The organism is Paenibacillus glycanilyticus (assembly GCF_023715145.1).
GTDB lineage: Bacteria > Bacillota > Bacilli > Paenibacillales > Paenibacillaceae > Pristimantibacillus > Pristimantibacillus glycanilyticus_A.
This window is the reverse complement of record NZ_JAMBNP010000005.1, coordinates 385,464-411,334: the sequence shown is the minus strand read 5'-3', so window position 1 is coordinate 411,334 and position 25,871 is coordinate 385,464. Positions and strand designations below refer to the sequence as shown.

Below are 25,871 nucleotides of genomic sequence, written 5' to 3'. Positions count from 1 at the left end.
ATTAACATTAAAATTGGCGGAATGATGATTATAACACGAAAAAAAGAGCTGTTCATACAGCCGGGCAAACGGCCATATAAACAGCTCTATATTTCACTTCTATATTTCACTTCTATATTCCCCAGCAGAGGCTACCGGTACAGCCTGCGATCCTCGGCTTCGCGCACCCATACCTGCATGAAGCCCGCTTCCCTGTTATCCCAGACATAATAAGGGATAAGCTCGCATGGACGGCCGTCTTCCGTTCTGCCTCGCAGTACGGTTATGCCGCCAAGCTGGTCTCCGCGATGCTCGGCGACAAACGGCTCGGATGCCCGGATGGCGAACTCGTCATAGACAAGTCCCTCATTCCCGGTCTGCTCGATGCAATAGACGACCGGCCCGCGCTGGAAGGCTATCCGCCCCTCGTTGGCTTCTACCTCTTGACGGGATCGCACCGCGGCAACCGGCATATCCAGCTCAAGCACCACCGTGTCGCCAGGCGACCAGTGCCGCTTCAATGCCAGATAGCCGTTCTCCGACAACGCTTCCCCGCCCGTCACCGGCTCGCCCTGCGCCAGGACCCGGTAGCTTCTGCACCAGCCCGGCAGGCGGAGGCGCAGCGTAAATTCATCCGCCTGCTCCGGTGATAATCGAAGCTCCACTTTGCCATCCCAAGGGTAGGCGGTAGACTGGGCAATCTGCACGCTTCTGCCGAGGGGCAGCTTAACGGTTGTCTCGCTGCTCGCATATTGGTTGACCGAGATGCCGTCCTCTGCCGCTGCAAATATATATTGGCCGATCGAAGGCAGGAACCTCGCAAGGTTCGTCGGACAGCAGGAGGTATGGAACCATTCCACCCGGTGATGCTCCCCTTTGGATGCCAGCGGATTCACATAGAAGAAACGGTCGCCGGAGAGCGAGATCCCGGATAACGCGCCGTTAAACAGCTCCCGTTCCACGATATCGGCATATTTGCCGTCACCGTGCAGCAGATTCATCCGGTGATTCCAGAACGCCATCGCAATGGCTGCACAGGTCTCGCAATAAGCCGATTCGTTCGGCAAATCGTAATCATGCGTGAAGCCTTCATTATGGACGGACGGCCCGATGCCCCCCGTCACGTACATATTCCGTTCAACCGTATGCGCCCATACGCGGTCAAGGGCCTCCATATAGGCCGGATCCCCGGAAGCGAGAACAACGTCGGCCATCGCCGTATACAGATACATCGCCCGGACGGCATGCCCTTTCACTTCGCGGATGTCTTTGACCGGAACATCATCCTGGCAATACGCCGGACCCCAGTCCTCTTTATCCCAGATGGCGCCTACCCCATGGCCGTGTCCGCGTTCCTCCAGCAGCCAGAGCGCCAGCTTCCAGTAACGTTCCTCTCCGGTTGCGCCAAACAGCTTCACCAGCGCAAGCTCAATTTCTTCATGCCCTTCCGCCCAGTGGCGTTTGCCGGGACCAAAGACAGAGTCGTAATGATCCGCCATCCGGCAGGCTACATCAAGCAGCTTGCGCTTGCCTGTCGCCTGATAATAAGCAACCGCTGCTTCAATCAAGTGGCCGCCGTTGTACATTTCATGCTTTTCCATGTCGGTCCACTTGAGATCCGGCGCTTCCAGCGTGTAATAGGTCGACAGATACCCGTCACTCTCCTGCGCCGCCTCGATCAGCTCCACGATGCGGTCAATCTCCGCCTCCAGCTTAGGATCGCGGTCCGTCATAAGCGAGTAGGCTGCGCCTTCGAGCACCTTGTACACGTCGGAGTCATTGTAGTACATGCCTTCGTATTTGCCCTCGATCAACCCGCCTGCAAGCGCAAAGTTGGCAATCCGGCCCGTCTTCTCGCATTGGTCCAGACAAACGCCGATCGTTACGTTCTTCAACGTCTCAAGACGCGGGCGCCAAAAAGCGTCGCTAATCTTTACTTCAGAGAACGGAACGCCCTTCCAGCCTATTATCCCGCTTGACTGCTTCGTTAAGGTCATGCTTATTCCTCCCTTATTTTCTTGCTCCTTATTACCCTTTCAGTCCCGTCAACGTAATGCCCTCAAGGAAAAATCTCTGACCGAGCAAGAAGACAAGCACGCAAGGCAGGACAACGGCCGTTGAAGCAGCCATCAACAAATCCCATTGCGCGTTATAGCTGCCCTGGAACATCTGCAGGCCAAGCGCGAGCGTAAAGCGGCTGTCGCTCTTCAAATAAATGAGCGGACCCATGAAATCATTCCATGAGGCGAGGAACGTAAAGAGCGCAACAACGATAACGGCCGAGCGGCTGAGCGGCAGCAGAATGCGCCAATAGATCTGGAAGTAATTCGCTCCGTCAACAAGCGCCGCCTCGTCAAAGTCCTGCGGGATCGACATGTAGAACTGGCGCAGCAGGAAGATATTAAACATGCCGCCGCCGAAATACGCGGGAACGATGAGCGGGTAGAACGTATCGTAGAAGCCTAGCTCCTTCCAGCCGATAAAGCTTGGAATAAGCGTTACCGCTCCCGGAAGCATCATCGAGGACATCAGGATGGCGAATACCATATCGCGTCCCTTCCACTTGATGCGGGAGAAGCCAAATGCGGCAATTGTACTCGAGACGACCGTGCCGATCAGAACTCCGGCCACGATAATGAGTGTATTTTTGAAGAAGGCCCCAAACGGCACGACAGTCAAGGCTTCCTTGAAGTTTTCAAAGTGAAAAGGCTTCGGTATCCACTGCGGCGGCATGATGAAAATTTGGGACAGATCCATCACCGAGCTGCGCAGCAGCCATAGGAACGGCACGATAAACATCGCGGAAACGATCAGCAGGGAGGTAAACCCGGCAGTAAGCTTTAGCCTGGACTCTCTCATTGTTTTTCCCCCTCATAATGCACCCAGGATTTCGAGGTCTTAAAGACAAGCACCGTAAAGATCATAATGATGATGAACAATACCCAAGCGAGCGCGGAAGCATAGCCCATTTCCGTATCGCGGAATGCGGTACGCCACAGATAGAAGACGAAGAACAAGCTTTTGTTGTTAGGTCCGCCTTGAGTCAGAATGTAAGCTTCGCTGAACACCTGGAAGGAGCCGATAATCGTCATAATCGTATTGAAGAAGATCGTTGGCGTCAGCATCGGAATCGTGATGTGGCGCAGCTTGCTGTACCATCCTCCGCCGTCAACGTCAATCGCCTCGTAATACGATTTCGGTACGCCCGACAAGCCGGCAAGGAAAATAATGACCGTACCGCCAATCCCCCACAAGGTCGTCAGTACGATGGAAGGGATAACGCTGCCCTCTCCGAACAGCCAGTTGCTTGTTGGCAGATGAAGCCAACTGAGCGCCATATTGAGCAAGCCCAGATCCGGATTCATCAGCCACAGCCAGATCATCGAAGCGGCAACCGCCGGAACAATGCTCGGCAGGTAGATAATCGTCCGGAAGATCGCCCGGCCCTTCACGTTCATGTTCAGCAGAATAGCCAGAAAGAACGAGATAATGATAACCGCCGGAACGCGCAGAATAACAAAATAAAAGGTTGTGCCAAGCGACTTGTAGAACAAATCGTCTTCGCCGCTAAACAGCTTGATATAGTTGTCCAGACCGATAAAGCTGGTCGTGTCTTTGAATACGTTGTAATCCGTTAAGCTTAAGTACAAGCTGGCGATCATCGGCCCCAGTGTATAGATAATAAAGCCGAGGATCGCAGGCGATGTAAAGAGCAGACCGTAGAACAGCGCCTTGCGTTCCCTTTTAGTGCTCTTTTTGGCGGCTGTCTTAACCGAATTGCCCGTGTTTGCCGAAATCTCCATGCCGTAACCCTCCCTGTCTATGGCAGAGGACAGCGATACATTAAACCGCTGCCCTCTCCTGTTATCCGCGGTTTGCGGACAGCTTACTCGACGTCGCGGCGGCCTTGTACCTGCTGCTGCGCCTTCGCGGCAATGGAATCAAGCGCTTCCTGGGCAGATTGCTTGCCCAGCCATACTTTATCCAAAGCGGGGTTAACGACATCCATGATTTTATTGAAGTTTTTCACGTAAGCCGTTGGCGTTGCATGACTGTGATTCAGAAGCATGTCAATAACTGCGCCGTTGTAGCCGGATGGACGGGAAGCCAGATCCTTCGTCCACTTGTCCAGCTTCTCGCCCTCGGTGTACCAGTCTTTAGGGGCTGGCATCCAAGTTCCGTTCGTCAGCATGTCAAGCGAAGCTTCAGGATCAAGCAGCGCCTTCAGCAGCTCCCATGCTTCCTGCGGATGCTTGGTCGATTTGAAGATGGAGAACATGCCGGCTACTACGGTTGTTACCGGCTCTTTCATAACCGGCAGAACGCCTACGTTATAGTTGAACTTGGATTCCGCAAGCGAAGACGAAGCCCATTGTCCGTCAATAGCCATCGCAACCTTCTTCGTCTGAAGCGCAACGTTTGTTCCCGGGATATTCTTCGACTGAAGCGGGGATGGAGCGACATGATACACGTTAATCAGGTCGGCCATCTTCTGAAACACTTCTACCGCTTCCGGTTGGTTCAAGGCAAACGTTTTGCCGTCGGCCGACAGGAAGTCGCCGCCGTTGGAGTAGATAAAGTTACTGTAAGCGCCCCACCAGGTTGGCAGGTTGATGCCGAATTGCTTAATATTTTTAGGATCGAAGCTTGGATCCTCCGCATTGCGTCCCTTATTATCCAGAGTCAGCTTCTTCGCAACGTCGACGAATTGATCCCAGGTCCATGCTTTGGAAACCTCGGAAGGAGGCGGTTCGATGCCGGCATCCTTAAATACATCTTCGTTATAGAACAGTCCGAATGTCTCCGGGCCAGGACCGATGCCGATAATGTTGCCCGGCGCCTGGGAGTAAGTAATATTCGGAACGAGCGAATCCAACGTGATCTGCTGATCCTTTGCAAGGAAGTCCTGTAAATTCAGGAATTTGCCTTCTTCCGCAAGAGGGAAGGCAATGGTCGCGGATTCCATCATAGCGACATCCGGCTCGTCGTTGCCGGCAACCATCGTTGTCAGCTTCGTATCGTAATCACCGCTGCTGATCGCCTGAAATTCGACTTTTACGTTCGGATGAGTCTTCTCGAAATTGGCAATGGCGGATTTGTACGCCGCTACCTCTGCCGGTGCTCCCCATCCGGTCAGCTTCAATGTAATTTTCTCGCCGCTGCTAGCGCCGGTTCCGGCACTGCTATTGTCTGCGGAACTGCTTGCGTTGTTGCTGGATGAGGAATTGCTATTGTTGGAACTATCGGACTTGGTACAGCCGGACATTACTAGCACGGCTGACAGAACAGTAACCATAAATGCGGAAGTGTATTTCCATCGATTCATAATCATTATTTCGAGCCCCTCTCTCATTTCATCCTCATGGCTCATAGCTGCAGTCTATGATTGTCTTTATTGTAGATGATGGATAGCGCTTACAAAACCCGAGCATTTTTAGAATGGTGGACTTTTATTGGGTCTTGCTCGGCAGATGAATCACAATGCTTGTTCCCTTGCCGGGACCGGAATGAATGCGGATGCCGTATTCATCGCCGTATGCCATCCGAATGCGAGAGATTGTATTTTTAATTCCGATCGATGCGGATTCCTTGTACAGAATCGCGTCAATCCCTTCCTTGCTGATCCCCCGTCCGTTGTCGCGGACTTCGAAATACCGGCTGCCTTCTTCAATCCAGCCCCGGATCGTAATTAACCCGCCCTTCTCCATGCCGCTAAACCCGTGCAAGATGGCATTCTCCACAAACGGCTGGAACAGCAGTCTCGGAAGCCTCTCTTCATACATAGCCGGCTCGATCTCATAAGCAACGGTGAACTTGCCCTCGAAGCGCGCGGCCATAATGAAGAAATAATTGCGCATCCATTCCAGCTCATCCGTCAGGTGAACGGCACCCCAGTCCTTGCGGGACGTGTAATGCAGCATATTTGACAGACCGACGAGCATTTTGCTAAGTTCCGTCTGATTATTCTCGAGCGCCGTCCAATTCATTATGTTAAGCGTATTGTACAGAAAATGCGGATTCATCTGCATGTTAAGCGCCTGAATCTCCGCTTCCTTCTCCTTCAGCTTGATCTCGTAGTTTTCTTTCACCAGCATGGCGATCCTGTCGTTCATCCGGTTAAAGCGCTGCGACAGTAGACCAAACTCATCCTTGCGGTCCACCTCCACGCGAGCTTCGAAATCCCCTTCTCCAACCGAACGCATCGCGCTCATCAGCTTCTTGATCGGACCCGTCATCCGGCTGAGAATAAAGTAAGCGAACAGAAGAGCAACCGCGCTGAGCGCAATGGCGCTGACTAACGTGGAGGTGCGGAGCACCGGTACCAGGGTGCTTACAAGCGCGGATTGCGGCGTCACAACGATCGACATCCAGCCCGTCACTTCCGAGCGGGCGAAGCTGACGATCTGGTAATGCCCGTTCAGCTTGATCCGCTCGCTCCCGCTTCCAAGCTCCCGGAAGCTGTTCACCCAGTCCTCCTCGAAACGCTTGGTGACCTGCGACTTGTCGCTTGCGGCGACCACGATATTCTCGGGATCAAGCACCATATAAGACGACCCCGACGGAATACTCCGTTCGAACAGCTCGTCCATTACCGTCGATTTGAAGCTGATCGTAAGCACGGGACGTTCGACTTCCGGCTTCAGCTTGACGAGCGTACTGTCCTCCATATGGGAGAAGTTGAGCAGCCGGGTTGCCGAAAACAAGTAACGGTAGTCTATTGTCCCGCCTTGAAGCCATGGCTGATCGAACATCTGGATAAAATCATAAGTCGGGTACCAGACCATCTTCCCTCCCGCCTTAACCGCTTCCTTGTAGATCGCTGACTGTACCGGATTGCCAAGCGGCATCAGCATGGAGCTTCCGAACGTGTAATAAGAGGTCCACAGCTGCGCGGAATAGACATCCGCATTCTGCGAGAAATATTTGCTCAAGATAGCCGTCACTTGCCGGTCGGCCGCAACAAGCTCCTCTTCCTTATCGGGATCCAGATTATTAAAGATCTGAAATAAGTCCTTGTCGACAAACAAAGCCCGGCTGTTCTGATCGGCAATCCCCAGCTTGGTATCAATGACGTCGTTATTTTTCATCACCACGTCGTGGACATTGTTCTGCGCCTGCTCGGTGACCACATTCAAGCTTGAGTTGTAAAACAGCGTGCTCAGCACCAGCAGCGGCAGCGCGATAAGCGTCAGGTAGCTGAGCAGCAGCCTCATGCGAAATGTCATGACTTATCCCCACTCCCTGCCTGCGGACGCTGCGTATGCTTATAAGCCTCCGGCGACAAGCCAACCTGCTTCTTAAAGATCCGGGTAAAATATTTGGTGTCCCGGTAGCCGCAGCGCTCCGCGATTTCATAGATTTTGTGCCGTCCGCCCGCCAGCAGCTCCTTCGCCTCCCGCATGCGCGCTTCCGTCAGATGATCGGAGAACGAGCGGCCGGTACGGCTTTTCATCAAGGTGCTGAAGTAGGATGGATTGAAATGAAACTGCTCCGCCGCCATCTCGAGCGTCAGGTCCTGCGCAAAATGCGACTGAATCCAGCCGAGACATTGCTCTACCGCAAGCTCGCCGCTTCCCTGCTTCCGTTCCGTCAGCGATTTGTGCACGTCCGCCAGGCTGCCTAGCATCAGCTCCATCAGCTTTGCGCTGGTCAAGCATGCCGGAATATCGGAAGATGCCGTGCCTGCGAGAGCGCTTCCAACCTGTTGCTCTATGATGCCGGAGGTCCGGCTCTTCAGCTTCATCAGCGTCAGAGACGCATAATTTTTCATCAGCTTTGGCTCTGTACGCCCTTGCGAGGCGAGGTTGGCGAAGGCTTCCCTGCACATCGCTTCCGCCTTAGCCAGAGATGGCTCCTGCAGAACTTCAAACAGCAGCTCGCCGTCCAGTTGGAATACGCCGCTTGTCGTCCCCAACGCCTGATCGAAGACAACAACGCTTTCCCATTCCTCGTAGAACGCGTAATTCAAGGCTTCTTCGGCCTGCAGGTACATTGTTGGCGCTTGCCCTTCCGACACCGACAGGTTCTGCTCATGCTCATCAACCGTTGCGACGCCATGAGACGCAAAGCCGCAGCTTCTCCACTCCTTCGTCAGTCCCATCAAGGTGCTGCGCAGCTCTTTCTTCCGCAAGCCAGAGGGACACTCAAGCTTCAGCACGGAAACAAGCCGGATGTTCTCTATTGGAACGGTCTGCAGAGGGAATACGCAGACATCCCCGATCGCGGACATCCGCTGCTCGAGCTGTTCCGCAAGGGCCTGCGCCTGAAGCTGCTCCGAGCCTCTTATTTCCGTCAGAATTAGCGCATTCATCCGGGTTAGCAGCGGCCATTCCTTCAGCTCTTCCAAAGCTTCTGACGGCAGCTCGCCGCTCAGCCATTGATGAAGCAGCCGGCTCCGGTAAGCAGAAGCGGCAAGCTCAAGCCTTTGCTTCATCTCGGCCGATTCGCCGCGTTCCCTCTCTTCCTCCGCAAGCTGCTGGTCCAGCCGCTGCAGCAGAAGCTCCACCTTGTCCCTATCAACAGGCTTGAGCAAATAGTCGTAAGCTCCGTGGCGAATGGCCGTCTGGGCATATTCAAACAAATTGTAGGCGGATACCATGACCACTTTGGACTTCAGCTCTTCTTCCTTCAGCTTCTGAAGGAACGCCAGCCCGTCCAGATTCGGCATCTGGATATCGCTTAGCACCACGTCAGGCTGCTCTTCTCTAACAAGGGCAAGAGCGGCTTCTCCGTCCTTCGCCGTCGTAACCCTCGCATCCGGACGCATCGATTGAACCATGCCGGCCATGCCTCTCAGATGCCGCGGCTCATCATCAACGATCAATATGTTCATGATTCTCGTCCTTTCCCCATCCATGCGGGATGTTTTCTATATACAGTACTACGCACCACAGCGCTTGAATAGGGGGATAGGCCATCGGGACGGTTTCCAATCTTTTTCATAATCTCGTTTGGAATGAGGAATAGTACTGGAGTAAACGGCTAATTTAACTTGAATTTGGAAATGGAGGAAAGGTCAGAATGTCTGCAAATGATACAACCGGCACAAATGCGACAGGCGCTGGCGGGTCAACGGATAACCGCAAAGCGGCAGGCGAAACGGATTTGACGCTGACGACAAGACAAGGTCATCCGGTATCCAACAATCAGAATACGAGAACAGTGGGCAATAGGGGCCCGGCAACGCTTGAAAACTATCAATTTATCGAGAAAATCACTCACTTTGACCGGGAACGCGTGCCTGAGCGTGTCGTCCATGCCCGCGGTGCGGGCGCTCACGGCTATTTCGAGGCTTACGGAACATTCGGCGGCGAGCCGATCAGCAAATATACGAGAGCCAAGCTGTTCCAGGAGAAAGGCAAGCAGACCCCTGTGTTTGTCCGCTTCTCCAGCGTGATCCACGGCGGGCATTCGCCGGAGACGCTCCGGGATCCGCGGGGCTTTGCAACCAAATTTTATACCGAGGACGGCAACTGGGATCTGGTCGGCAATAACCTGAAGATCTTCTTCATCCGCGATGCCATGAAGTTCCCCGATATGGTGCATGCCTTCAAGCCCGATCCGGTCACCAATCTTCAATCCATGGAACGCTTCTTCGACTTTGTCTCGAATTCGCCGGAAGCGACCCATATGATTACGTTCCTGTTCTCGCCATGGGGCATTCCGGCGAACTATCGCCAGATGCAAGGCTCCGGCGTGAATACATACAAATGGGTAAATGCCAATGGGGAAGCCGTGCTGGTCAAATATCATTGGGATCCGCAGCAAGGCATCAAAAACCTGACTCAAGCGGAAGCCGAAGAGATTCAGGCGAAGAACTTCAATCATGCCACGCAGGATCTGTTTGAAGCGATTGAACGGGGCAACTTCCCTTCCTGGGAGCTGAAGGTTCAAATGATGGAGGACGGCGAGCATCCGGAGCTGGATTTCGACCCGCTCGACGATACGAAGCTGTGGCCGGAGGAGCAATTCCCGATGGTGGCGGTGGGCAAGATGGTGCTGAACAAAAATCCGGAAAACTATTTTGCCGAGGTCGAGCAGGCGGCATTTGGCACCGGCGTTCTCGTGGACGGCCTTGATTTTTCCGATGATAAAATGCTGCAGGGTCGCACCTTATCCTACTCCGATACCCAGCGCTACCGCGTTGGCTCGAACTATCTGCAGCTGCCGATCAACGCGCCGAAGAAGCGCGCGGCAACCAATCAGCGCGACGGCCAAATGGCCTTCTATGTGGATGTCGCTCCAGGACAAAATCCGCATATCAACTATGAGCCCTCAAGCTTGAACGGACTGACAGAAGCGGAGCCTTCCGGCAAACCGCATGAGCCGCATTACGAGGCTAGCCTCGTTAAACAAACGATCGACAGGACCAATGACTACGCCCAGGCCGGCGATACGTTCCGGAAGCTGGAGCAGTGGGAACGCGACGAGCTTATTCATAATCTGGGGGATGCGCTGTCCACCTGCGCGCCTGTTATTCAGGAGAAGATGCTGACGAATCTGACCCAGGCAGATCCGGAGTACGGCCGCCTTGTCGCAGAAGCGATCAAGAAATCGGCCGCCATGAAATCCGATCACGAAGGCACCTTCCCCGCACGCGAGGGCATGGAAATCGCCGAGGAGCTGGGTCACCAAACAGACGGGTATTAACAAGCCACAGCAAACAGGAAGGGCTGTCCCCCAGGTCATCGGATATGACCGGAGGACAGCCCTTCTTTTTATTAAGCGCCCATTTTCCCTACATACAGCACCATTACTATAGCCGATTCATACTATAATTTGACTGTATCCCTTAACCTTGTTAAACCATAAAAACCCGAGCAAGGAGGGGTGACAAACTTGAAGGGTAGCGACCATAAGAGCAAGTTTTTATTAACGCATCGTGAACGCGAGGTATTTGAGCTGCTGGTGCAGGACAAAACAACTAGAGACATTGCGCAGCAATTATTTATCAGCGAAAAAACCGTCCGCAACCATATTTCGAATGTCATGCAAAAGTTAAATGTTAAAGGTCGTTCGCAAGCGGTTGTCGAGCTGATCAAGCTTGGGGAGTTACAAATCTAACCATCCCATTCATGATTTGGGCTATTCTAGTTTCCCCGCACCTTCCTGGAAGGAGCGGGGATTTACTATGTAGTCACATTGTTTCAATTTCGACAAAGTTCTTTAATCTTAGACTAAGGTTTATTCGATACAATCATATGCATCAACCCCACAGTTGATACCATTTCTAGGACAGGCCCGCTTTCGCAAGCGGGCCCTTTTTTTTGTTTATATTCCTTTATTAGCGGTGATCGTAAATATACGGAGTGGTATGCTTCGTGTTCTTCGCGCTCAAATGCGTGGCATTGGCCGGGAAGATCCGTTCGACCATCGCATTAAATTCGGATACGAAGCCTTGAATGGGATGGCCAAGACGGACGTCGCCCATATAGCTGTTCATGCGGTCCACAAAATCCGGGTTTGCGGATACGTAAACATGCTGAACCGATGGATGCAGACGCTTAACTTCGGCAGCGATATCGCTTTTGATTTTTTCTGTCAGACGGCTTTCGCCGGTTTCAGTAGTGCTCAAGCCACGCATACCGTTGTTATTAGAATGACCGTCCATCGCGGGATTCATGCCAAACGTGCCATTCATGCCGTTCATGCCGTATTTCCCGTTCGTTCCGTACGTGCCGTTCATGCGACGGTTCGTATCGGTAATCGGGCTGCTCAGATTCGTGCGGCTGTAGCTTTTTGCGCTTAAGCCGCGCGTATGATCTTCGAAGGATACGGCAATATAAGCATTATTGTCCGTCAGCATGACATTGGCTGTTTTTACCGTGTTCATGGCGACCAGCCGCTTCGCAATCTCATCGCTCATTTCCATTTTATAATTTTTATGACTGCCAACGATGTTGTTGCTGTTGAGACGGCGGCCATTGACGCGGTTCATTTCGTTCATTTGATCGTTCGCGAAACGCTTGTTGTTCAATGTTCCCGGAGCTGCCAGATTACGGATCCCATTTCCGTTAGCATCATAACGCACGCTGTTCGGCTGGAAATTTTTGTTCCCGATTCCTCCCTGATTTGCCGCGCATCCCGCTAACGTCGTTGCTAAAGCCACACTTGCTGTAAGAAGAATGAATTTGTTTCTCATGAACTCGCCACTCCTCCATTCGTTTAGTTAGGCTTTGACCCGTTTCTTATTGTGCTCGGTTATGAAGAACCTATCCGACATAAAGCTTGACAAATCCGTTCAATTTCAGTAATTTAATATCAAGTATTAGTACCTGGTACCAACAATAAAAACAGAGGAGCTGTTTACTATGGAAAAGCATCTGCAATCCAATGCAGCTATTACCGCCATTGGCACTTATACGCCTGATAAAATTTTGTCTAACGCGGATTTGGAACGAATGGTTGATACTTCGGACGAATGGATTGTGCAGCGTACCGGCATTCAGGAACGGCGCATTGCTGCGGATGACCAATATACAAGCGATTTATGTATCCGGGCAGTACGGAATATGCAGGAGCGTTACGGTGTTCAAGTCGAAGACGTTGATTATATTATTGTCGCCACCTCTACCCCGGATAACGTAATCCCAAGCGTAGCGGCGCAGGTGCAGGCTGGACTTGGCATCAAGCATAGCGGGGCCATTGATATTCAAGCGGCTTGCGCGGGATTTACCTCGGCGATCCAATTGGCGAACGGTCTGCTCCTCTCCGGCGTTTACCGTAAAATTCTGGTAATCGGCGGGGAAACCTTGTCCAAAGTAACGAATTACGAGGACCGGACGACCTGCATCCTCTTTGGTGACGGGGCAGGCGCTATATTGATGGAAGCAGGAACGGCTGCCGAAGGCGACATTCTGGCCATCTCTTCCCATACGGAAGGCGCTGGCGGGCATCATGTATACCGGAGCGGCTTGTCCCCTTCCATTAACGCGGCGGACATCGATACAACGAGCCGCATTGTGCAAAATGGCCGCGAAGTGTACAAATGGGCTCTCAGCCACGTATCGGAAGGCATTACGGAATTACTGCGGGACAGCGGATATGAACCATCCCAAATCAACTGGTTTGTGCCCCACAACGCCAATCAGCGCATCATTGACGCCTTGTGCGATCGGACCGGCATAAGCGAGCAGCAGGCTCTGTCCAGCATTGAGCGTTACGGCAATACATCGGCAGCTTCCATTCCGCTTGCTCTTGATGCCGCTGTCCAGGACGGCCGCGTGTTGCCTGGACATCTGCTGCTGCTCTATGGCTTTGGCGGCGGATTAACCCAATCTGGCGTTCTGCTCCGCTGGTCTATTTAATATAGGGAGAGATGGAGGAGTTATGGGGAATAAAATCGACAGCATGGCAGAAAGACGATTCGCGTACGTATGATCCCGGAAAGCCCGGTACATGCCGCGAAGAGCAATTTGTTTGCGTTCATCCTCATGCTTCAGGTAATATTCCATCTTCTCCACCAGCTCGGACGGCGAGGAATACGTGACGATCTCCACCCCAGGCTTGAAAAACGAAGCGAGATCGTCACGCGTATCGCATACCTGCAGCACGGCGCAGGCGGCAATTTCGAAGGTGCGCGGATTTGGCGACACCGCCGTTAATCCAATCCGGTTGCTGTTATACAAGGCATCATCATGCGCCCGGTGCATATTAATGACGATCTGGGAAGCATTATAAGTTAAGGCGGTTTCTGCCGGACCCATCCAGTGGTTCAGCTTGATTTTGGAGCGGAGCATGTCGTATTTGGACAGACGGTCCCACCAGATGCCGGATATTAAAGTATCTTTCCCGGCCAGATAAGGCGTTAATTCATTGAAATAGCTGACTCTGTTCAAATAAGCAGAGCCAATAAACGTTATTTCTTTGCGGCTCGAACGGTCGGGGTTGGCTGGACGGTATTGTCCCGGATGGAAGCAGAACGGCAGATAGTGCACATTTTGGCAGCCAAGCTGCTTATAGAAATCCACCGAGTTGCGTTCCAGCGTAAACACCGTGTCGTAATGAGGAACTATCGAAGTTGTGATATCCATATAATACGGATCGTCCGTGAGCCAAATCGCCGTACGGATTCCGTTACTTTTCAGTGCCGCAATCTGCCCAACATCAAACTGCAGACCGTCAAGCACAATAACAACATCCGGCCTATCGGTTAACGCAAGCTCCGCCACCGGCTGCGTGGCATTCACAACGGTTAACCGCTGGACCAGAGAAGCCAACGTCTCTCTTACGGCATCGTCAATGGGGGAATAAGGAAAGCCTTTGCCGGTCTGCACAAACATGGCATGAACCGGCCAGACCTGGTTTACCTGCGGAATACGGCCGATCGCCTCCTCGCATAGCCCATACCAGTATCCATGATCCCATCCCAATTGGTAACCTGCCGCCCGTCCAGCTTCCTCATCAGTCTTCCTTTTGAGTCCTGGCGCCATATTCGTCACTCCTACGTCAATAAATTCAATAGCGATGCCATTCTCGTCGTCATCGTATGCTCTCTCAATGTCCGATATAAACCTCTCATGGCAATACGAAGCCGTTCTTCCTCATGGGTCAAATAATAATCGATCTTCTCCACCAGCTCTTGCGCGCCGTTATACGTCTCAATCTCACGACCCGGACGGTATTGGGAAAACAAATCATCCCGAATATCCGTTAATTGCAGCGTTCCGCAAGCCGATACGTCATACGTCCTTGGATTGACCGACAATCCCGGCATCTGCGCCTCAATCTGATTGTCTTTCCCGGGTACGTCCGTGCGGTGCAGATTGATGACGATCTTGGAGCCGTTATAATAATGGGCTGCCGCTTCCGGCGTGATCGCTTCCGGATGAATAAACGGCTTAAGCAGCGGGTAGCGCTGCAGACGGTCCCAATGTCCCCCCGCGATAAACAGCTTCCTTCGGGACAGCTGCTCCGCGATCGAATCGATCAGCTCGACGCGGTTCCAGAAGGCGACTCCGATAAAGCAGACCTCATATTCATATTGCTTGGCTGCCCGGAACGGGCGGAATACCGCATCATTTGCGGCTAACGGCAGATGAAACACCTGCTGGCAGCCTTGCTGCCGATACAGCTCCACCGTGCCGCGCTCATGGGTCAGTACAACATCGTAATGGGGCGCAATTTGAACGGTATGGGCCGTCATATAAGGATCATCCACAAACCAGATAACCGTCTTGATTCCGAGCTGCCTGATCGCATCCACTTGCTCAAGATGATCCGGCGGAAACGTATATAAACCATTCAACACGAGCATGATATCCGGCTGAATGGCCGCCGCCTGCTGCAGCAGGCCTTCCTGCGATCCTACATGCACCTCGCCGGCACATCTCTGAAGCGCCTGAATAATACCGGAGTCAATCGCGTCGAACCCTAACGAGCCTTGCGGTATATACAACACACGCAGAGGCAACACTGCCGGCAACGGAGCTATGGAAGCCGACCTTGCCCATTCGCAGGCGCCATCCCGCCATCCTGCATGAAATCCGGCCGAGTAGCCATGCTGCTTGCCCTTTTGAAAGGAAGCTGCTGCTGCCGTATCCAAAATTTCCACTCTCCTGCCCGCATCTTAAGAGTTATACAAAAAAAGCCTTAATCCTGATTTGTCCATCCTGGGCATGAACAAGGCAGATCTAAGACCTCTATCGTAAGCCGTGCAATTAAACCTGCGACTCGTAGGCAATAAGATGCCCGTCTTCAAAGCCTTTGGCAAAGCCGTTGTTGTAACCGTCGTTATAAGCCTGATTAAAGCCGTCATCGTAGCTGACGGGATCAAAGCTTTCGCTTTTTCTTCTTCTTTTTCTGACCGATGACTTACGGCGGCTCATCGTACCCTTGCCCGACTTCTTGCCCGTTGTCTTCCGCGCTCCGCTTGCTTTGCGTTTGGTACGGACATGAGGCTTGCGTTTGGATCTCCGTTTTGCTGCAGCAGCACTCTTCTTCTTCATATCAAACGCCTCCTTCTTGATCTAACCCGCTGCTTTCTGATTTTAGCGTTCAGCCAAGGACCGCAGGGGCTTCCATGCTTCAGACGTTTGCGGCGCATGGTCAGCCCCGTTACGGTTTCCGCAATATTTTTCTGCATGGATGTCAGCAGTTTCACATTCTCGGCAATCCTTCCGGCAAGCGCCGGAGAAGCCGCCGATACGTCAGCTATACTGTCCAGAATACGGGCAAGCGCCGCTTGGCTTTGGGCCAGGGAAGATAGAATCTGAAGCTTCACTTCCCGCTCTCTTTGGGTGATTGTATTCAATTCATGTCACCCATGCCGTACAGCATCTCATCGTCATCCCCGTCATTGTCGCCTCCGCCGTCATTTCTTGGCAGTACCGACTTCATAACGGAGAGGATCCCTTGACTCATTTTGTTAACGCCGTCCAATACCTCGATAACCTGTTCGTTGATTTGGGCGGTCTGTTTGATCTGCGTCTGGTCACCAAGAAAGGATGCCGCTGAAATATGATTGCATATCCAATTACGCGCTTTCTCCGCTTCTTCCGCTTTGGCCTCCAGCATCTTGGCAATATTCCATTGCATATTGGCGGTTGCGCCAAGCATTCGCATATAAGCCTGTTCCCGATTCATGACAAACATCCTCCTTCCGGCCGCTCACTCGTCTTCCTCTAACCGAAGCTCGCGAACGGTAAACGTCAGCTGGGCAGCAAGCGTCTCCTGCAATTCGGCAATTGTCGTTAAATAGGAAACAATTCCTCCAAGCAGGGATTGAGTACTCGTGAGCAGCCCTTCCGTCCCCCCGAAGTTCGGATTGTTGTCGGGAATGGCCTTCACAACCTCAGCCATCCGAACAACAACATGGCGCTTGGAATCGATCATACGAGCCATTTGATTATGAGAATGAGATAAATGTTCAATAATTTCGTTTACGATCTGCTGCACGTCAAGTCCCTCCTCTGCAGCCATAACGTTTCTCTTCCGTTGTCGTCATACCAGCATATGCATCTTCGAAATAGGGTGATACTTGCAGTCGGATAACCTATAGCACCTGGCGCAGCTTGACCGGAGGAATCAGCGGCAGTCCTTCCGGCAGCTCCTGAAGCTGTTCCACGGTCAGCGGATATTGGGTTCTCTCGTTCAAGCACCAGGCAGCAGCGGCTGCTTCGGTAATAATTTTCCGCTTGGTGCCGTTCTCCAGATAATACAGGAAGCCGTCCAGCCCGCTTGTGATCTGGCCATGCAAAGGAGCCCCGCGATGAACCCGGTGAAGCGATTGCCATTTGGATTCGGCTTCAACGGCAGCAAGCGCCGTGCCCGTCATCCAGCTGCGGATCAGAACTTGCGGCAGACGCACAACCGGTCCGGACCATTCCCCTTCAATCGGATGTTTGACCCCGTTCTCAATCCAGAAGGCCTGAGCTCCAATCCCCTTCACTACAACGCCTTCCGGGTAAAAAGCGGTTTCTCCCCTTGTTGCAAGAACCGGAATATGCGACTCGCTTGCGCGAACCTGATGAATCCATGCGTACGGATTATTCCATTTGGTCATATAGTAAACCATGTTCCGGGTCGTCACCTGCTCGAGCTGATCGCCCAGCGCCTTGATGCTGACGCTCCCGAAATGATGAATAAAGGAATCTCTCGCAATGACAAGAGAGTAGCCGAGCAGCCGGGTTCGAATATTATAATCATCATCTTCGTAGTTGCCGAACTCGAAGCCTTCGTCGAGGAAGCCGATTCTCTCCCACAGCTCGCGGCGGAATAAGAGACAGAAGCCCGGCAGCCTGTCTGTTCTTTCCCAGCGCTTCGGATCCGAGATATTGTTCAGCCTGGCGAATTCGGGCATATCGTCGATTTTCTCGTACGGCACCTTAATCTGCTGATCGCCGCTGATATAATTGGTGACGGGACCTACCATCCCGATCGTTGGATCGCTGTGCAGACAAATCAGCAGGTTGCCAAGCCAGTTATCCGTCACGAGAGTATCGTTATTCAGGATAAGCATCGTTGTTCCCTTAGCCATCATCAGCCCCATGTTGACGGCTCCGGCAAATCCATAATTCTGATCGAGCACGCGGAAACGCACCTGTCCGTCAAGCTGCTCGAGATATTCGGCCGTTCCGTCCGTTGAAGCGTTGTCGACGACAATAATCTCATGAGGCTGCTCCGTATTATCGATAATGCTGTCAATGCAGCCTCTCAAATAATTCACTTGATTGTAACTCGGGATAATAATGCTCGTTCCTTCGAACAAAGAATGATAGCTGCTCTGACCGGCTTGAAGTCCCTGATTGTATCCCGCTTGCAAGCCGGCCTGATAATTGGCCGAGCGCCTGCCCTCTTGCGATGGTGCGAGCTTGAGACGACTGATGCCACGCGGTTTGCGTCTCACTCATAATCTCTCCCGTCTAGTATTCTATATCCCAATATCGGGCAGATGCTTCTTTCAACGACTCGAATGTCCCGGCATCCATCCACCAGCCGGATAAGGTCCGGTAGGTTAAGAGGCCGGCTGCCGCATAGAGATTATTGAGATCCGTAATCTCCAGCTCCCCTCTGCTTGAAGGACTGATATTCTCTATCCGCTGAAAGACATCGGAGCTATACATATATAATCCAGTAACCGATAGATTGGACTCCGGCTTCTCGGGCTTCTCTTCAATGTGTTTGATCGCGCCGTCCGGATGGAAGACCGGAATACCGTACCGGTGAGGATCGTCTACTTCCTTGAGAAGCACCATTGCCCCGCCTTTCTGCTGCTGATATTCCTCGATATAAGGAGTTAAATCCTCCTCAAACAAATTATCGCCAAGCAGAACAAGGAACTTCTCCCCTTCCGCTATAAACGGTCTTGCCAGCTGCAAGGCGTCCGCAATCCCCCCGGCTCCCTCCTGAATCCGGTAGACCAGGGAAACCGATAGTTCAGCGCCGCTCCCGAAATATTGAATAAACATTCCCGCAGACTGGCGGTTGGTAATAATCAGAATGTCCTGAATCCCCGCTTTGCGCAGGGTTTCTATGCCATATTGGATCATCGGATGTCTGCCGACTGGCAGCATATGCTTGTTAATATAAGAAGTTAAAGGCATTAGCCGAGACCCGGTACCACCTGCCAATATAACAGCTTTCATCGTGCAATCCTCCTATCCATGTGCAGACTTACAAGGCCATCTCGCGCTTGCGCAGCCGATCCTCGAATCCGCCCCGTTCATCTGTGCATGACAGCAGCCAATAGATCGCCTCCAAATGATCGCCAAGAATTAACCGCTCCAGCGGATTTTTCCTCTCCCGCTCCGGCCGGGGTTTATTGATTTTGCCGACGTTAACGGTTTGAACAGCCTTTACCCTCAGTCCCTGTTTCACTGCCATCGCATGGGCAAGCGGAGGAACGGACAAGGCTTGCGCGCCTATCGTCTCCAGGCATCTGCGGCTGATGGCATGCGGCACGGCGGTAAACGATATCCCTTTCAGATCAGGTCTTTGAAGAATAACGTTCAAGGCATGTTTGGCCAGCACAACACTATGAACCTTCGCCTTATGGACTGGACCGGAATAGTTGTTCAGCGCAACATCTACCCCTTTTTCTCTCACCGCATGAATGAAAGGCCGCAGCTGGGAAGCCGCTATGACCATATCACCGTCTATAAACAGCAGAACCTCGCCTTTTGCCTCTAGCGCTCCTATCGTCCTTCCTACGTCATGACCAAGAGGCTTCTCAAATTGCAGCACTCTAGCCCCCATCTTTCTAGCAACTGCGATAGAACCATCTGTTGAACCATTGGCAACAACAATGACTTCTGTCCGGGGATGTACTTTTGCAGCTTCGCGAATTACGCGCCCGATGGTCGATTTTTCGTTCATAACAGGGATAATCACCGATACGACCGGATTAGGATGAGGCTTGAAAGAAGCGGGAATCCCGTATTGCGATGACCGGCCTCCCGTCTGGCTGCCTATCAATCGCTTCGCGCGTTTCATCCACTGAATCACCTCAGTTTACGCCTATTAAAATGTGCAAGAAGATTGATGTACATCACATAGTATGTATGCAGACTGCTGGCGCAACGGCATTTGTACAACTTCCAAGACGTCTGTCCCCCTCCCAAATAAAAAAGAGGATAGGAGCGTATATCGCGCTCCCAATCCCCTATTGAAACTATGAAGTTCACCGGCCAATGGCTATCCAGTTCATATAGCCCTCCGGTTCGAATGAACCTCTTGAGCGGATAATGTTGAGAATGGCGCTATCCTTCGATTTGCTGAAGACAGATACATAACATTCCGGATTATCGCAGATGGCCGTAATAACATAGTTCGTATCGCTAAACGGCTCGTCGAACGTAATTTCTACGTCCAGCTGCTTGCCTTTCTTGAAGAACGAATACGGCGCAAGACCAAACTGCTGAAGCACCTGACCGGCTCCGGAAGAACGGATGAAGGATGGGGCCGGTTCCGGCTCTCCCTGCTCCTCTTCGTCCTCCGTTTCCTGCACTTCGTCAATTTCCTCGGCTATCTCCGGGAATAAGGCAGATACAAGCTCCGGTGCCAATTTATCGATCGTAATGGATTCAGAAGCAACATGCCAGCCGCATACGCTGCCTTCCGCAAGCTTTTCTCTTGTCACGCTCTCATCGGCAAGCTTCTCGCTTGTCACGCTTTCGTCCAAAAGTTTTTCCGTTGTTACGCTTTCGTCGAGCAGCTTCTCGCTGGTGATGCTGTTGTCGGCGAGCTTCTCCGTTATCACACTGCCGAAGGCCAGCTTGCCGGACGTAATATTCTCATCCGCAATTTTATCCGTTGTGACACTATCAAACGCAAGCTTCGCGGTCGTCACGCTCTCGTCTAGCAGCTTCCCGCTTGTAATGCTGTCGTCGGCGAGTTTGCCGGTTGTGACGCTGCCGTCGGCGAGCTTGCTGCCGATGACAGCCTGATCAACAAGCTTATCGGCTGTGATGCTGCCGTTTGCGAGCTTCTCGCCGGTTACGCTTTGATCCACCAGCTTCCGGCTCGTAATGCTGTCATCCGCAAGCTTTCCGGTTGTGACACTCGCATCCGACAGCTTGCTGCTGATAATGACCTGATCGGCAAGCTTATGGGCGGTGACACTTCCATCCGCAAGCTTCTCGCTCGTTACGCTTTCGTCCAGCAGCTTCCGGCTTGTAACGCTGTCGTCCGCAAGCTTCTCGGCCGTGACGCTCTCATCGGCAAGCTTGACGCTGGTAACCGCCCGGTCGCCAAGCTTATTTGTTGTGACGCTGCCGCCTGCCAGCTTCCCGGTTGTAACGCCTTCGTCGGCAAGCTTGCTCGCTGTTACAGCCTGATCGCCAAGCTTCAGGGTTGTGACACTTTCATCCGCAAGCTTCTCGCTTGTCACGCTTTCGTCTACCAGCTTGCGTGTTGTAATGCTATCATCGGCGAGCTTCTCCGTTATGACGCTCTCGTCGGCCAGCTTGCTTCTCGTGACGGCTTGATTGCCCAGCTTCGCAGTCGTGACGCTTCCGCCGGCAAGCTTCTCGCTTGTCACGCTTTCTTCCGCCAGCTTGCGGCTGATGACACTCTCGTCGGCTAACTTCCTGGCCGTGACGGCTTCATCAGCCAGCTTGCTGCTGATGATGACCTGGTCGGCAAGCTTAATCGTCGAGACGCTTTCATCGGCAAGCTTCTCGCTTGTCACACTTTCATCAACCAGCTTGCGGCTTGTGATGCTATCGTCGGCAAGCTTCTCGGCCGTGACGCTCTCGTCGGCGAGCTTCCGGCGTGTCACCGTTTCATTCAGAAGCTTCTCGCCCGTAATGCTGTTATCCGCCAGCTTGCTGCTTGTGACGCTACCGTCTGCCAGCTTATCGCTTGTTATGCTCTCGAAGACCAGCTTGCTGCCGGTGATGCTGTCGTCCGCCAATTTAACGCCCGTTACACTGCCAAAGGCCAGCTTGCTGCTTGTAATGCTGTCATCTGCCAGCTTATCGCCGGTAACGCTGCTTCCTTCAAGCTTCTCGCCCGTGATGCTCTCGTCCGCCAGCTTGCTCCTTGTAATGCTTCCGTCTGCTAGTTTGCTTGTCGTAACGCTATCGTCACTCAGCTTATCTCCGGTAACGCTGCCGAAGGCCAGCTTGCTTCCCGTGACACTCTCAGCGGCGAGCTTCCCGCTTGTTATGCTCTCGTCGGCGAGCTTACTGCCCGTAACGCTGCCGTCTGCCAGTTTGTCGGTTGTAATGCCGTCGTCCGCCAGCTTATCGCTTGTAATACTTCCGAAAGCCAGCTTGCTGCCTATTACGCTGCCATCGGACAGCTTCTCAGTCGTCACGCTCGCATCCGAAAGCTTCCCGCTTGTTATGCTCTCATCAGCCAGCTTGAGGTTAGTGACGCTTCCGTCTGCCAGTTTGTCTGTCGTTACATTCTCATCGATCAGCTTACTCGTGCTTACGCTGTCGTCCGACAGCTTGGAGGAAACAATGATGCCTTGGGGCAGCTGCTCGCTCAAGATGCTCTTCGGCTTAAACTCATTCAGAACATCCGCACTCAAGTGATCGAAGGAAACCGTGCCTTTGCGAATATGGTAGCTTTGAATGGAATCCGCCTTAATATGCTTGCTGGTAATGGTTTCGAGCCGCAGATGATCACCGGATACGGTATCAACCGCCAGCTTGGAGGAAGTTACCGCACCGTTTTGCAGCTTGCTCTCATCCACGCTTCCCGGTGTCAAATGCTTATCTTGGATGGACTGCGGCTGGAGATGGCGGGTATGAACGGATAAGGAGGCAAGCTTGGATTCAAGTATGACGCCATCCACAAGATGCTCCGTGCCTACAATCCCCTTCTGCAGCGCCTCTGAACGTACCGATCCGTCTTGAATGTGAGTCTCCCCGACGCTAAGAGGTGCCAGTTTGGCTTCCGTCACGGCTTCATCGGTCAGGTGGACGGAACGGACGCTGCCTTGGCCGATATGAATGCCAAGGACGGAATCACTCGCCAGATGCCGGCTCGTTACCGTTTCGTTACCGATATGACTGGACTGGACGGCTCCCGTTGTCAGCTTGGATGAAGTTACCGATTGGTTAGACAAAGCATCCGTGCCAACCGCCCCGCTGCGAATATGGTCAGCCCCGATAACATCATCCGTTAAATGCTCGGATTGGATGGCAAGCGGCTCGATATGGTCGCTCTGAATCGAGAACGGACGAATTAATTCCGAGTAGATAGAGCCTTCCGCAAGCTTGCTGGCCGTTACGCTGCCGTCCGACAGCTTGGAGGTCGTCACGCTTGAGTCAAGCAGCTTCTCCGTTGTCACCGCATCCTTCGAAAGCTTGCTCGCGGTTACGGCCTGATCGATAATATGGTCCGTATTCACAATGTCATAGGACAAATTCATCTCGGTAACGGATTGATAGCCCATATGCTCGGCATGGATAATTCTCGCTTGCAGATGCTCCGACGTTATCGCTTCCGCGCGGACGATTTCGGAGTTAACGGAACCGGCTGCGAGATGATTCGACAGCACGCTGCCATTGGCAAGCTTGGAAGACGTAACGCTTGCATCCGCAAGCTTCTCGCTTGTCACCGCGCTGATAGCGAGCTTACCGGTTGTTACTGTCAGATCGGAGATATGCTCCGTCTTTACGCTGCTGCCCGACAGATGCTGTTCTGTCACCGCTTCGCCTGCCAGATGCACCGAATGGATCGCGCCATCCTTGACATGCACGCTATCAATGGAAGACGACTGTAGATGACCGCTGCGAATCGATGAAGCCTGGATCGCATCCGCATTCACGGCGCCCGGTGCAATATGCTGTTCATTTACGCTGCCTGTGCCCAGCTTCGACGAATTTACGCTGAACTCCGCAAGCTTATCGGATGTGACCGATTCCGGAGCAAGTTTCTGTGAGCCGATGCTATGGTCGGCCAAGTGATGCGGATGAACCGCATTTGGAGCTAAGTTGAACTCGGTTATAGCCCCGAACGCAAGCTTGCCGCTAGTGACCGAGAGATCCTGCAGGGCATCCGTGCCAACTGCCTGATTGGCAAAATGCTGCTTCTCAATCAGCTTTGGCTTCAGATGCTCACCGGAGACCGCTTCCGGGGAGATCGCATCTCCCGTAACCGCGCCCGCGGAGAAATGGTACGCCCTGAGCGCTTCCGGCGCTATCTTCTGATAGGTAACGATCTCGTTCTTCAGGTGGCTGTTCTCGATGGCTCCCGCTGACAGCTTGGAGCTCTTAACCGCGCCGTCGGCGATTTTCTTATCGGTTACGGACTGCTCCGCCAGTTGATGGGTTCCAACCGCGGAGTCGTTCAAATGCTCCGTGCTAATGGCTTGAGCTGCAATCTTCTCCCCTTTTACAGAGCCATCCTGCAGCTGCTCCCTGCCTACCGAGCTGGACTGCAGATGCTGGCGGGATACCACTTGATGGGCGATATGGCGCTGTTCAATTTGACCGATGGCAATATGATCCGAAATAATGCTGCTCCGGCCCACATGCCGCGTTTGCACGGCTTCATTCGCGAGCTTCATGGAATTAACGCTTTGATCCGCAAGATGCTTGGTGCCGATTTGTCCGGCTACAAGATGCTCGCCGGTTACTGACTCCTGCTGAAGATGTGAGGCATTAACGGCTCCGGGTGCGATCCGCTCGGCGTTTACGGATTGAGGCTGAAGGGCTCCTGTCCCTACTGCCCCCTCCGCCAGATGCTCTTGCGTGATTGCGCCTGGAGCTACGTGCTTCCCCAGGATAGCACCAAGGGAGACATGCTCCGCGAGAAGCAGTCCTTGTTTCAGATGAACGGATTCAATCGTATCCGAGGCCAGCTTGCTGCCGGTAACGGATCCGTCGCGCAGCTTGGAGTGGGTAACCGAAGCTTCGCCAAGCTTGGAGTTCGTAATCGCTTCGTTGGCGATCTTTTCCGTGCGAACGGCACTGTTCTGGATCTTATCGGGCGAAACAGCATGGTTGTCGATAAGCTCTTCCGTAATCAGGAAAGGCTCCAGATGCCTTGAATTAATCGAGCCGTCAGCAATCTTGCTGGAGTCGATGGTCCGGTCGGCCAGCTTCTCGGAAGTAATGCTTCCGTCTTCCAGCTTGCCGCCGTTAATGGAAGAATCAACGATTTTATCCCCGGTGATCGAGCTGTTTGAAAGGTGGTCGCCCGTAATGGCAGAAGGCGAAACCTTATTCCCCGTGACAGCCCCCGGGGCAAGATGAATATTATTCACGGCATAGTCCGCGATGGATGACGCGATTATGCTGCCTGGGCGCATTTTGTCCGAATCGATCGAATGGGGAGCAAGCTTGCTTACGGTCACGGCGCCATCCACGATATCGTCTGTATAAATAAACGGAAACGGTTTGTACAGATCCTGCTTCTCCACCAATTTATCGATCTTCTGATCATAAGTCGGCTCTGACGGCGATACTGGCTTAAACTCCGGCTTCGCCTCTTGCAGCGGCTCCGGCTGCGGCTCTGGCAGCTTCTGCTGCGGCAATAGCTGCGTTTCCGGCTGCGGCTGCGGCTCCGCCACCTTGACCGGCTCTGCATGATAAGAAGCAATTTCCTCAATAAGCCGCTCTGTTTCAGCGTTGCTCACTTCAGCCGATGAGGAGGCATCGGCAGCAAGGATCAATTCTTCCGTCAATGCAGGGATGACAAACGTCTCCGGTGGGGGTGCCTGTTCAACCGGAACAACAGCGTTAATCGTTACCGACCTGTTCTCTTCCAGCTTAGGCTGCGGAACAAGGCGGTTGTTGCTTTGCACCGTATTTTTTTTGCGGTTTAATTCATCCAGCCACTTTAATTCCGATGCATTGGGATTATCGACATAATAACTCGGCTTACGCCCTTTGGCGTTTTTCGACGATTTTCCTTTAGTCATTGACCTCTCCTTCTTTCTTCCTCCTCAAAGTTATTTCACTATATGCGTATACCCATGGGCGCGCTACTGCCCT

General features: G+C 52.8%; 20 protein-coding genes. 3 read left to right on the top strand and 17 right to left on the bottom strand.

The window, feature by feature from the left end; all coding sequences use genetic code 11:
* Nucleotides 1–131: 131 nt before the first annotated feature.
* The 6 genes from M3194_RS16885 to M3194_RS16860 all read right to left on the bottom strand — a co-directional run bounded on the left by M3194_RS16885 (nt 132) and on the right by M3194_RS16860 (nt 8,812).
* A complete protein-coding gene (locus M3194_RS16885; protein ID WP_251655241.1) occupies nt 132–1,976 on the bottom strand; it encodes a glycoside hydrolase family 127 protein in 1,845 nt (614 codons plus the stop codon).
* 31 nt (nt 1,977–2,007) lie between these two features.
* The gene (locus tag M3194_RS16880; protein WP_251655240.1) at nt 2,008–2,838 is read right to left on the bottom strand and encodes a carbohydrate ABC transporter permease; all 831 of its coding nucleotides are present in this window, start codon (nt 2,836–2,838) and stop codon (nt 2,008–2,010) included.
* The gene (locus tag M3194_RS16875; RefSeq protein ID WP_251655239.1) at nt 2,835–3,782 is read right to left on the bottom strand and encodes a carbohydrate ABC transporter permease; all 948 of its coding nucleotides are present in this window, start codon (nt 3,780–3,782) and stop codon (nt 2,835–2,837) included. The genes M3194_RS16880 and M3194_RS16875 overlap by 4 nt, the downstream gene beginning before the upstream one ends.
* Before the next feature lie 83 nt (nt 3,783–3,865).
* On the bottom strand, nt 3,866–5,311 hold the full coding sequence (locus tag M3194_RS16870) for an ABC transporter substrate-binding protein (protein ID WP_251655238.1): 1,446 nt from the start codon (nt 5,309–5,311) through the stop codon (nt 3,866–3,868).
* A gap of 118 nt (nt 5,312–5,429) precedes the next feature.
* Nucleotides 5,430–7,205 (bottom strand): cache domain-containing sensor histidine kinase, encoded by a 1,776-nt coding sequence (locus M3194_RS16865; RefSeq protein ID WP_251655237.1) that lies wholly within the window; start codon nt 7,203–7,205, stop codon nt 5,430–5,432.
* Nucleotides 7,202–8,812: a response regulator gene (locus M3194_RS16860; RefSeq protein WP_251655236.1), complete on the bottom strand. Its 1,611-nt coding sequence runs from the start codon at nt 8,810–8,812 to the stop codon at nt 7,202–7,204. The genes M3194_RS16865 and M3194_RS16860 overlap by 4 nt, the downstream gene beginning before the upstream one ends.
* A gap of 188 nt (nt 8,813–9,000) precedes the next feature.
* Between M3194_RS16860 and M3194_RS16855 the strand changes: the two genes are divergently transcribed.
* On the top strand, nt 9,001–10,629 hold the full coding sequence (locus tag M3194_RS16855; protein ID WP_251655235.1) for a catalase: 1,629 nt from the start codon (nt 9,001–9,003) through the stop codon (nt 10,627–10,629).
* Between the two features lie 189 nt (nt 10,630–10,818).
* Nucleotides 10,819–11,043 carry a helix-turn-helix domain-containing protein gene (locus tag M3194_RS16850; protein WP_006040330.1) on the top strand — a complete coding sequence of 75 codons (225 nt, stop codon included), beginning with the start codon at nt 10,819–10,821 and terminating at the stop codon, nt 11,041–11,043.
* 220 nt (nt 11,044–11,263) lie between these two features.
* On the opposite strand, the gene M3194_RS16845 is transcribed toward M3194_RS16850, so the two are convergent.
* On the bottom strand, nt 11,264–12,121 hold the full coding sequence (locus M3194_RS16845) for a YhcN/YlaJ family sporulation lipoprotein (RefSeq protein ID WP_251655234.1): 858 nt from the start codon (nt 12,119–12,121) through the stop codon (nt 11,264–11,266).
* Between the two features lie 169 nt (nt 12,122–12,290).
* Between M3194_RS16845 and M3194_RS16840 the strand changes: the two genes are divergently transcribed.
* The gene (locus M3194_RS16840; RefSeq protein ID WP_251655233.1) at nt 12,291–13,286 is read left to right on the top strand and encodes a ketoacyl-ACP synthase III; all 996 of its coding nucleotides are present in this window, start codon (nt 12,291–12,293) and stop codon (nt 13,284–13,286) included.
* Here the strand turns inward: M3194_RS16840 and M3194_RS16835 are convergent.
* The 10 genes from M3194_RS16835 to M3194_RS16790 all read right to left on the bottom strand — a co-directional run bounded on the left by M3194_RS16835 (nt 13,248) and on the right by M3194_RS16790 (nt 25,798).
* The gene (locus tag M3194_RS16835) at nt 13,248–14,411 is read right to left on the bottom strand and encodes a CgeB family protein (protein WP_251655232.1); all 1,164 of its coding nucleotides are present in this window, start codon (nt 14,409–14,411) and stop codon (nt 13,248–13,250) included. The genes M3194_RS16840 and M3194_RS16835 overlap by 39 nt on opposite strands.
* Nucleotides 14,412–14,422: 11 nt before the next feature.
* Nucleotides 14,423–15,523, bottom strand: a complete 1,101-nt coding sequence (locus M3194_RS16830) for a CgeB family protein (RefSeq protein WP_251655231.1) — start codon at nt 15,521–15,523, stop codon at nt 14,423–14,425.
* 115 nt (nt 15,524–15,638) lie between these two features.
* Entirely contained in the window at nt 15,639–15,926 is a 288-nt protein-coding gene (locus M3194_RS16825; RefSeq protein ID WP_251655230.1) for a hypothetical protein, read from the bottom strand.
* Nucleotides 15,923–16,231 carry a hypothetical protein gene (locus M3194_RS16820; RefSeq protein ID WP_251655229.1) on the bottom strand — a complete coding sequence of 103 codons (309 nt, stop codon included), beginning with the start codon at nt 16,229–16,231 and terminating at the stop codon, nt 15,923–15,925. The genes M3194_RS16825 and M3194_RS16820 overlap by 4 nt, the downstream gene beginning before the upstream one ends.
* Nucleotides 16,228–16,563 carry a restriction endonuclease subunit S gene (locus tag M3194_RS16815; RefSeq protein ID WP_251655228.1) on the bottom strand — a complete coding sequence of 112 codons (336 nt, stop codon included), beginning with the start codon at nt 16,561–16,563 and terminating at the stop codon, nt 16,228–16,230. Before M3194_RS16815 ends, M3194_RS16820 begins: the two co-directional genes overlap by 4 nt.
* Nucleotides 16,564–16,587: 24 nt before the next feature.
* Nucleotides 16,588–16,899, bottom strand: coding sequence for a nucleoside-diphosphate sugar epimerase (locus M3194_RS16810; RefSeq protein ID WP_251655227.1), 312 nt, complete (start codon nt 16,897–16,899; stop codon nt 16,588–16,590).
* Between the two features lie 73 nt (nt 16,900–16,972).
* The gene (locus M3194_RS16805) at nt 16,973–18,325 is read right to left on the bottom strand and encodes a glycosyltransferase family 2 protein (protein ID WP_251655226.1); all 1,353 of its coding nucleotides are present in this window, start codon (nt 18,323–18,325) and stop codon (nt 16,973–16,975) included.
* Between the two features lie 16 nt (nt 18,326–18,341).
* A complete protein-coding gene (locus M3194_RS16800; protein WP_251655225.1) occupies nt 18,342–19,064 on the bottom strand; it encodes a sugar phosphate nucleotidyltransferase in 723 nt (240 codons plus the stop codon).
* 28 nt (nt 19,065–19,092) lie between these two features.
* Nucleotides 19,093–19,911, bottom strand: coding sequence for a glycosyltransferase family 2 protein (locus M3194_RS16795; protein ID WP_251655224.1), 819 nt, complete (start codon nt 19,909–19,911; stop codon nt 19,093–19,095).
* Between the two features lie 187 nt (nt 19,912–20,098).
* A complete protein-coding gene (locus tag M3194_RS16790) occupies nt 20,099–25,798 on the bottom strand; it encodes a WIAG-tail domain (protein WP_251655223.1) in 5,700 nt (1,899 codons plus the stop codon).
* Between the last annotated feature and the right edge of the window lie 73 nt (nt 25,799–25,871).

What these genes read in the sequence shown, in the direction of transcription:
- M3194_RS16885 (WP_251655241.1), bottom strand. Translation starts at nt 1,976, where the DNA reads ATGACCTTAACGAAGCAGTCAAGCGGGATAATAGGCTGGAAGGGCGTT.
- M3194_RS16880 (WP_251655240.1), bottom strand. Translation starts at nt 2,838, where the DNA reads ATGAGAGAGTCCAGGCTAAAGCTTACTGCCGGGTTTACCTCCCTGCTG.
- M3194_RS16875 (WP_251655239.1), bottom strand. Translation starts at nt 3,782, where the DNA reads ATGGAGATTTCGGCAAACACGGGCAATTCGGTTAAGACAGCCGCCAAA.
- M3194_RS16870 (WP_251655238.1), bottom strand. Translation starts at nt 5,311, where the DNA reads ATGATTATGAATCGATGGAAATACACTTCCGCATTTATGGTTACTGTT.
- M3194_RS16865 (WP_251655237.1), bottom strand. Translation starts at nt 7,205, where the DNA reads ATGACATTTCGCATGAGGCTGCTGCTCAGCTACCTGACGCTTATCGCG.
- M3194_RS16860 (WP_251655236.1), bottom strand. Translation starts at nt 8,812, where the DNA reads ATGAACATATTGATCGTTGATGATGAGCCGCGGCATCTGAGAGGCATG.
- M3194_RS16855 (WP_251655235.1), top strand. Translation starts at nt 9,001, where the DNA reads ATGTCTGCAAATGATACAACCGGCACAAATGCGACAGGCGCTGGCGGG.
- M3194_RS16845 (WP_251655234.1), bottom strand. Translation starts at nt 12,121, where the DNA reads ATGAGAAACAAATTCATTCTTCTTACAGCAAGTGTGGCTTTAGCAACG.
- M3194_RS16840 (WP_251655233.1), top strand. Translation starts at nt 12,291, where the DNA reads ATGGAAAAGCATCTGCAATCCAATGCAGCTATTACCGCCATTGGCACT.
- M3194_RS16835 (WP_251655232.1), bottom strand. Translation starts at nt 14,411, where the DNA reads ATGGCGCCAGGACTCAAAAGGAAGACTGATGAGGAAGCTGGACGGGCG.
- M3194_RS16825 (WP_251655230.1), bottom strand. Translation starts at nt 15,926, where the DNA reads ATGAAGAAGAAGAGTGCTGCTGCAGCAAAACGGAGATCCAAACGCAAG.
- M3194_RS16815 (WP_251655228.1), bottom strand. Translation starts at nt 16,563, where the DNA reads ATGAATCGGGAACAGGCTTATATGCGAATGCTTGGCGCAACCGCCAAT.
- M3194_RS16810 (WP_251655227.1), bottom strand. Translation starts at nt 16,899, where the DNA reads ATGGCTGCAGAGGAGGGACTTGACGTGCAGCAGATCGTAAACGAAATT.
- M3194_RS16800 (WP_251655225.1), bottom strand. Translation starts at nt 19,064, where the DNA reads ATGAAAGCTGTTATATTGGCAGGTGGTACCGGGTCTCGGCTAATGCCT.
- M3194_RS16795 (WP_251655224.1), bottom strand. Translation starts at nt 19,911, where the DNA reads ATGAAACGCGCGAAGCGATTGATAGGCAGCCAGACGGGAGGCCGGTCA.
- M3194_RS16790 (WP_251655223.1), bottom strand. Translation starts at nt 25,798, where the DNA reads ATGACTAAAGGAAAATCGTCGAAAAACGCCAAAGGGCGTAAGCCGAGT.